General features: G+C 51.4%; 7 protein-coding genes. 1 reads left to right on the forward strand and 6 read right to left on the reverse strand.

Annotated features, from left to right (window positions below):
- Positions 1-2 precede the first annotated feature (2 nt).
- The gene (locus BGK46_RS08455; RefSeq protein ID WP_069588462.1) at positions 3-1,328 is read right to left on the reverse strand and encodes a peptidoglycan DD-metalloendopeptidase family protein; all 1,326 of its coding nucleotides are present in this window, start codon (positions 1,326-1,328) and stop codon (positions 3-5) included.
- 244 nt (positions 1,329-1,572) lie between these two features.
- Between BGK46_RS08455 and tyrS the strand changes: the two genes are divergently transcribed.
- On the forward strand, positions 1,573-2,760 hold the full coding sequence (gene tyrS / locus BGK46_RS08460; RefSeq protein WP_069588464.1) for a tyrosine--tRNA ligase: 1,188 nt from the start codon (positions 1,573-1,575) through the stop codon (positions 2,758-2,760).
- A 95-nt stretch (positions 2,761-2,855) separates the two neighbouring features.
- Here the strand turns inward: tyrS and BGK46_RS08465 are convergent, their stop codons facing one another.
- The 5 genes from BGK46_RS08465 to mtnN all read right to left on the reverse strand — a co-directional run bounded on the left by BGK46_RS08465 (position 2,856) and on the right by mtnN (position 6,661).
- Positions 2,856-3,416 (reverse strand): flavodoxin family protein, encoded by a 561-nt coding sequence (locus BGK46_RS08465; protein WP_069588465.1) that lies wholly within the window; start codon positions 3,414-3,416, stop codon positions 2,856-2,858.
- 74 nt (positions 3,417-3,490) lie between these two features.
- Entirely contained in the window at positions 3,491-4,102 is a 612-nt protein-coding gene (locus tag BGK46_RS08470; RefSeq protein ID WP_069588476.1) for a TRIC cation channel family protein, read from the reverse strand.
- Between the two features lie 20 nt (positions 4,103-4,122).
- The gene (gene btuF, locus BGK46_RS08475; RefSeq protein WP_069588467.1) at positions 4,123-4,959 is read right to left on the reverse strand and encodes a vitamin B12 ABC transporter substrate-binding protein BtuF; all 837 of its coding nucleotides are present in this window, start codon (positions 4,957-4,959) and stop codon (positions 4,123-4,125) included.
- 10 nt (positions 4,960-4,969) lie between these two features.
- Positions 4,970-5,947, reverse strand: a complete 978-nt coding sequence (locus tag BGK46_RS08480; protein ID WP_084781358.1) for a cobalamin biosynthesis protein — start codon at positions 5,945-5,947, stop codon at positions 4,970-4,972.
- 21 nt (positions 5,948-5,968) lie between these two features.
- A complete protein-coding gene (gene mtnN, locus BGK46_RS08485) occupies positions 5,969-6,661 on the reverse strand; it encodes a 5'-methylthioadenosine/S-adenosylhomocysteine nucleosidase (RefSeq protein ID WP_069588469.1) in 693 nt (230 codons plus the stop codon).
- Between the last annotated feature and the right edge of the window lie 219 nt (positions 6,662-6,880).

The raw sequence follows: 6,880 nt of genomic DNA on the forward strand, positions 1-6,880 counted from the left end.
GGTTATCCGCCGTTATTGGCGTGATAGCTGAGCGGTCCGACTGAGGCAAGCAGTTGATTAAACTTACTTAACTGCGCCATGCGTGACTCGGCGAGGCGTACAAAGGCTTGTTTTTCTTGCCCTTGCAGTGATTTAGCTTCGGGTAATTGCACCGTACGCGGGTTTTTATGGACACCATTCACCAAAAACTCATAGTGCAGGTGCGCCCCTGTTACCCGGCCTGTAGCTCCCAAGGTACCAATGATATCCCCTTGTTTGACCCGTTGACCGGTTTTCACTTTACGTTTAGTTAAGTGCAAATACTTGGTGATATAAGTTGAGCTGTGGCGAATAAACACATAATTACCATTAAAGCGGTTGTATGAGGCTTTCATGACCACGCCATCCCCCGCGGCTTTGATAGGGGTGCCAACCGGAGCGACATAATCTGTCCCTCGGTGCGGCTTTACGCGTCCTGTCACTGGATGTAAGCGACGCGGATTAAAGTTCGAACTGACATAACGGAAATTCACAGGAGAGCGCAAGAAGGCTTTTTTCATCGCTTTGCCCGTGGGGGTGTAATATTTGCCATTCTTGGCACGTACCGCGGTGAACGTATCCCCTCGGTTGGTAAAGGTGGCAGCCAAGATGTTGCCACTCCCAATATGTTCACCCTCAACAAACTCTTCTTCATAAAGCACAGAGAAGCTATCGCCCTCTCGAATATCGAGTGCAAAGTCTACGTCCCAGCCAAAAATCCCGGCAAGCTGCATAATCTGATTCGGATCTAACCCCGCATCGGTAGCGGCCTGCCAGAAATTTGATTTGATGGTAGCGCGGGCGAAGTTCAGTTGTGTATCAATGTTTTTTGTCTCGATGCGTGACTGATATTTATCATCGACCTTGCTCACGATCAGGGTTTCATTGGTGCCGCGTGGCTGAATGAGTTGCACCAGTTCACCGCTTTCATCAACGCCCAAACGCACTTCATCCCCCGGCTTGAGATAGGCCAAGCTTTTTGTACCTTCATCCGCGTTAACCAGACGATAGAGTGTGGTTGGACTCAAACCGGCACGATTAAACAGCAAGACCATGCTTTCACCATGCTGGACTTCATAACTTTGCCAGTTGATATGGCGTTTAAACTGCGCAGGCATTTCACCTTCAGGCGGCAGCAGAGAGACGGCATCAACGGGTAAGGGATAATGCTTGCCAAGTTCAAAATTAGGCTCAGGGCGTGGCGTGCTTGCGCCATCAGGGACAAGGATGAGTAATACCACGAACGCGCTCAGTGCACCTATCGTGAGTTTATGTAATTTAGGTAAAGCTGCGAGTTTTTTTAACGGCATGAAAACTATGTTGAATCACTGCGAATACAAAATATGACAGTCAGATTCCCAATCGGTTTATTGGGGATGATGCCCTGATAATAATTTGACACGGTTAACACAAAGACCACAAACATCTATTGCCGGCAGCCACTGTGCACACCTTGCACACTGGCTATAAGTCTAACTGGTTTCAAAAACTGTCGCTATTCGAGTAGTATGTCGGTTTATCACATTTTTGCCTATTTTGTAGGAGCGAGAGACTATGGCGAGCCTGGAAGCCGCGCTAGCAGAACTAAAACGTGGCGTTGATGAAGTAATCCCTGAAGACGAGCTGGTTGCCAAGCTTAAAGAAGATCGTCCTCTGCGTATTAAATTGGGTGCAGATCCGACGGCACCGGATATCCACCTTGGGCACACAGTGATCCTAAATAAGCTGCGCGCGTTTCAGGAGCTCGGCCATGAAGTCATCTTCTTGATCGGAGACTATACCGGCATGGTCGGTGATCCGAGTGGTAAAAACACTACCCGTCCACCGTTGACGCGTGAGCAAGTGTTGCAAAACGCAGAAACCTACAAAGAGCAAGTGTTTAAAATTCTCGATCCGGCTAAAACCCGCATTGAGTTCAACTCGACGTGGCTTGGTGAGTTGGGCACTGATGGCATGATCCGCCTTGCGGCAAGCTCAACCGTGGCCCGTATGCTGGAGCGTGATGATTTTAAAAAGCGTTACAGCAGCAACCAGCCAATTGCGATCCACGAATTTATCTATCCGCTGCTACAGGGACATGACTCTGTCGCGTTGGAAGCAGACGTAGAGCTGGGCGGAACGGATCAGAAGTTCAATCTGCTGATGGGGCGTGAGCTACAAAAGCAAGCTGGACAGAAACCGCAAGTTGTTATGACTATGCCGCTGCTGGTGGGGCTGGATGGCGTGAAGAAAATGTCCAAGTCCGCCCATAACTACATCGGTGTGAGCGAACGTCCGGATGATATGTTCGGTAAGATCATGTCTATCTCTGACGATTTGATGTGGGATTACTACGAGCTGTTGTCATTCCGTCCTTTAGAGGAAGTGACTCAGTTCAAGAAAGATGTCGAAGCGGGCAAAAACCCACGTGACATTAAAATCTTGCTAGCGAAAGAGATCATCGCGCGTTTCCACTCAGACGCGGATGCGGATGCGGCCGAGCAGACCTTTATCAATCGTTTCCAAAAAGGGGCGATGCCTGACGAGATGCCAAGCTTTAGCTTCGAGCAAGGCATTGCGATTGGTAACCTTTTGAAAGATGCCGGTTTGGTCAGCTCAACGTCAGATGCGCTGCGTATGATCCGTCAAGGCGCGGTGAAAATTGACGGTGAAAAAGTCGAAGATACTAAGCTGGTGCCTGCGGCAGGCGAAGCCGTTTACCAAGTGGGTAAACGTAAGTTCGCTCGGGTGACGCTCAGCTAATTATCCGTTGAATCGACAAGCCCTCGCCATGTATGCGAGGGCTTTTTTTATACCTGCATGATCCTGATGCGCATCATGCTCGGCATGAGAGGCAATTAAGTGTGCCAAACCCCTTTCAAGGCGCGAACCATGTGTTGGCCTAGATAGAAGGCGGTTTGTAAGCAGGCTTCACTCAGTCCTTCTCCGGTTTCATGGGCGGTGACGCCATGCGTCGTGCCGGTTGGGTTGATGTTCTCGACCCCGATATTGGCGCGACCTAAGCTAAGCCATAGCATATCGTGTTGACTGGCTAACGTTTGGAAGTAGTTGAGGGTTGCTGATTGGTCTCCTCCCGTTTGGCTTCCTACCGTAAACCCGGCAGCTAGCTTACCACGCCAATCTTGCTGCTCCCACGTTGGGCTGGATGCATCGGCAAACGCTTTAAATTGTGCGCTTGGCCCGCCCATGTAGGTTGGGGCACCAAAAATAATCGCATCCACATCTTTAAGCTGAGTAAAGACCTTTTGGTCGATAAAACGGCCATGTTCAATCACATCAGGCTCAATACGATAGACGAGGGGATCGGCATCGCCAGCTTGGATCCCTTCTGCAATCGTGGTGGCGAGTGCGTGTGTGTGGTCACTGACCGAATGATAAATGATCGCAATACGTAACATTGTGGCTCCTTGCTGGTGGCTGTCTAACAGTCCTTAGGGTAGAGGCGCGAACTTTCAACCCCCAATCTTTTATCTTAACGATCAAGGGCAAAAGGTGGCAAGGATAAATGCCAGCGAATCGCCGCCAATCGGATCAGCAAGGTGGTGATCATGCCTGCGATTGAGGCGGTGACGGCATCTGGCCCCACTTCAACTGCGAGTGTATGAACGATACCGCCGGCAATACATGCGGTGGCATAGACCTCGGTTCTCAGCACCATAGGCACTTCTCTGGCCAACACATCACGAATAATGCCGCCCCCACACGCGGTAATCACACCCATGATCACCGCGACCAGCGGTGAAGTCCCATAGCTTAACGCTTTATCGACACCGATACCGACGAAGACGGCTAAACCGACGGCATCGGCGCAGGGTAGTACGTACCAAGGGAGTCGGCGGGGGTGGCGAATAAGCAGCATGGTGGCAACACAGGTGGCGAGGATCACCCAAATATATAGTGTGTCACTGATCCAAAACACGGGTGTTGCTCCCATCGCCATATCGCGTACTGTTCCGCCTCCAATCGCGGTGGCGCAGGCAAGGACCACGACGCCAAAAGGGTCCATCCGTAAACGGCCAGCCATGAGTACACCTGAGATGGCAAATACTGCCGTGCCAAATAAATCAAATAAATACAAAATCATGGTTTGGGTCATCATGGGTCCTAGGTTGCGCGGCGCACCGTATCAAGTGCCTCACAGATTTGGGTTGCAGCCTGCAACGCACGGGGCGTTGCTCGCGTTAGCCAGTCTGGGTTTAATTGAAACGCGTAGTGCTGAGCAAGGCTGGGGAGTAAGTCTTTCATACTTTGCCAGCTAGCAGGCAGTTCACCACCGGTATAAAACACAGTGTGCGGTTTGCGGGTGATCACTTGCTCCATATTCACTTGCGGATAAGCCGCGGGGCTATCGGCAAAAATGTTTGCGCCGCCACATAGCCTAAAAAGCTGGCTTGGCCAGGCATGATCACTGGCTGTCATTAGTGGCGCACCACTTAATAAATAAAAGTAAGGTACTGACGTTGCGTCTTGATAGCGGGTGCGCAGTGCACGCAGTTTTTGGTCGAAAGCGGCTGCATTTTTCTGTGCTATCTCGGGGTGGCGGCCATAACGGCCCAGTTCGCGAATAAAGCCGCTGATGTCGTCGAGTTTTTCGACATCAAGGTATCGGATCTCGATACCCAGTTGCGCCAATGTTTCCAGCGGTTTAGGTGGGTTACCGCCTCGCCACGCCAAGATTAAGTCCGGCTTAAGCGCCACAATACGCTCCAGTTTGATGCCCCGATAGTTCGATACGCGCTCAAGCGTTTTTGCCTCATCGGGGTAATCACTGTACGCACTGGCGGCGACGAGTTGTTCACCGAGGCCTGCAGCATAAGCGAGTTCAGTGGCATGAGGTGCCAGACTGATCACACGAGGTGGGGCAGGGTGTGCATAAGCGGCCGTGGTAAAGAGAAAAGCGGCAACCAAAAGTCCGACGCCGCGAGGAGAGAGACCGAGCATTTTTTTATCCTTACACGATGAGCAAGCATAACGCGCTAAAGGCGATCCAAATGAGCATGCTCACTCTGAGTTTTTGACGTAATAACAAAAGGTGGTAGCAGGCCGGTGTCACGCCACTGCCGATTTTTGTGCGCAATGTTTTGGTGCCTTGATAAATGGCAGGGCCTCCGAGGGAGAGCTGAAAGCGGCTACTGGCACAGGCCAATAGCCAGCCCGGCCCCGGCGTGCGCCAGCGCTTTCCCTGTTGCCAACACGCTTTAAGGTGCGTAAGTGGGGAACGACCCAGAGCGAACAAGAGGGCAAATAGACGCATAGGAACGTAATCGAGTCCGTTGAGAAGGCGTGCGACCGCTAAGCCAAATGGGTAGAAGGTCAGACGGCTTGGAGACCACACGCGCGCAAGACGGACTAAGCTGGCATACAGCAGGGCGCCGACACCACCAAACAGCACAAAATAAAAAATCACACAGGCGCCATGACGTGCGGTGCCAAGCAATAGCGTTTCTGCGCCTGCCTTACCCAGACCGACAATCGACAAAGACTCAGTTTCTCGGTTGACGCGGTTGGCCAAAAGCGCGCGTGCTGTCCCTTTGTCGTGTTGTTCAATGGCATCGGCAAATGCTTGGGAAAACGTATCAATATTGCGCCAATCGAGGGCAAGCCACAGCAGTAGCGCATCAAATAAAGGGCGAAACCAGACCAGCTCTCGGGTGGCAATCAGCAAGATCGCCAGTGTGCCACACATGAGTGCCAGTGCCAGCCCACCTGCGAGCTTTCTCTGCCGTTTCGGGTCGGTCGGTTGGTTGACTTGGTCGGCTAAAATGAGCGCGTACTGTTGCCAATACTGAAACGGAGAATAATTGGCGGATAAGGGGAGTAAGCAATGGATTAATAGCGCCAACCACAGCGCCCAGAAGCTTGGGTGGTTGGCGGCCATAGTCAGCCAATATTGCGGGTTAAGCAGTGCATCCATAATGGCAAGGTTCATCCATGATAAGCGTTCGAAGAGTTAGTCGAAAAGCGCAACCATTTTTTCAACCATGGCGGACGAGCTTTTCGCAGCCAGCGGCAAAAACTCTTCAAACGTCATCGGTGATTCTTTTTCTGCCACCACATCAGAGATGGCGCGCACGACCACAAATGGGATCTTAAACTGGGCGCACACTTGTGCAATCGCCGCCGCTTCCATCTCTGCCGCTACCGCTTTAGGGAAGTGGGTGCGAATGTGTTGACGGTGTGCATCTGTGTGCACAAAGGTATCCGCGGTGCAGATTAATCCGCGTACCACGTGTGTCTCGTCATCAATGGCTTTCTCGGCCAGTGCCATCAGTGCGTCGTCGGAGTCAAAGTGAGCCGGTTGCTGAGGAACTTGACCCATCTGGTAGCCAAATGCGGTTGCATCCGCGTCGTGGTAACACACTTGCGAGGAAATAACGACGTCACCGAGGTTTAATGAGGGTTCAAAAGCGCCGGCTGATCCGGTGTTAATCACGCAATCTGGCTTAAATTGTGACAGTAACAAGGTGGTGCCGACTGCTGCCGATACTTTACCAATGCCTGATTGGAGCAATACCACATCACGACCCTGTAGTGTGCCAGAGTAGAAGGTGCAACCTCCTTCGTGATGAGTGGTAAGGTTCGCGAGCTTATCACGCAGCAGGGTAATTTCCTGCTCCATAGCGCCAATAATGCCGATTTTCATCTTGATGATCCTGTTAGCACATAGAATGGGGTTAGTGTACATGAGGCAATAAAAAAGTGCCTCCTTTGAGGCACTTCAGACTGCTGACAAAGGTCTAGCTTTCGAGCTAGACCTTTGATCTAATAGGAGTGTCGCAATAGGGATGCTCCGGTATGCTTCAAGAACCTTCTCCACACCAATATGAACTTGAAATGGTGACGATGGAACAACTTGTTCCCA

It is taken from the genome of Salinivibrio sp. SS2 (assembly GCF_001722075.1).
Taxonomy (GTDB): domain Bacteria; phylum Pseudomonadota; class Gammaproteobacteria; order Enterobacterales; family Vibrionaceae; genus Salinivibrio; species Salinivibrio proteolyticus.